Genomic DNA, 396 nt, shown 5'->3' with positions numbered 1-396 from the left:
TAAAATATAAATTATGGCTCAGTTGATAGAGCAAAGTATACCTTTTGTTTTTTAATGAAGGGGTATAGTTTAAAGGTAGAACAGAGGTCTCCAAAACCTCCGGTGTGGGTTCGATTCCTACTACCCCTGCCACGAAAAAAATTATGGCGGTTGTGGCGAAGTGGTTAACGCATCGGATTGTGGCTCCGACATTCGTGGGTTCGATTCCCATCAATCGCCCCATAATATATTTTCTTTTCATTGGGCTATAGCCAAGCGGTAAGGCAACGGACTTTGACTCCGTCACTCGTTGGTTCGAATCCAGCTAGCCCAGTCAATAGCTAAGTGGTAATCAAGAGGTCTGTAACATCTTTTCTCGGGCTAAAATCCGGTATCGCTTCAATTTATAACATTATA

The 396-nt window shown here is 42.4% G+C and carries 3 tRNA genes; all 3 read left to right on the top strand.

Features of this window, described 5'->3' with window-relative positions:
* The first annotated feature begins 58 nt into the window (after nucleotides 1–58).
* The 3 genes from ACTXGU_RS22380 to ACTXGU_RS22370 all read left to right on the top strand — a co-directional run bounded on the left by ACTXGU_RS22380 (nucleotide 59) and on the right by ACTXGU_RS22370 (nucleotide 313).
* Nucleotides 59–132, top strand: a tRNA-Trp gene (locus ACTXGU_RS22380).
* A 14-nt stretch (nucleotides 133–146) separates the two neighbouring features.
* A tRNA-His gene (locus ACTXGU_RS22375) sits at nucleotides 147–222 on the top strand.
* 19 nt (nucleotides 223–241) lie between these two features.
* Nucleotides 242–313: transfer RNA gene (locus ACTXGU_RS22370), tRNA-Gln, on the top strand.
* Nucleotides 314–396 lie beyond the last annotated feature (83 nt).

This window comes from Niallia sp. 01092, assembly GCF_052318935.1.
Classification (GTDB): Bacteria; Bacillota; Bacilli; order Bacillales; family Cytobacillaceae; genus Niallia.
This window is presented reverse-complemented; position numbering and strand designations above follow the sequence as displayed.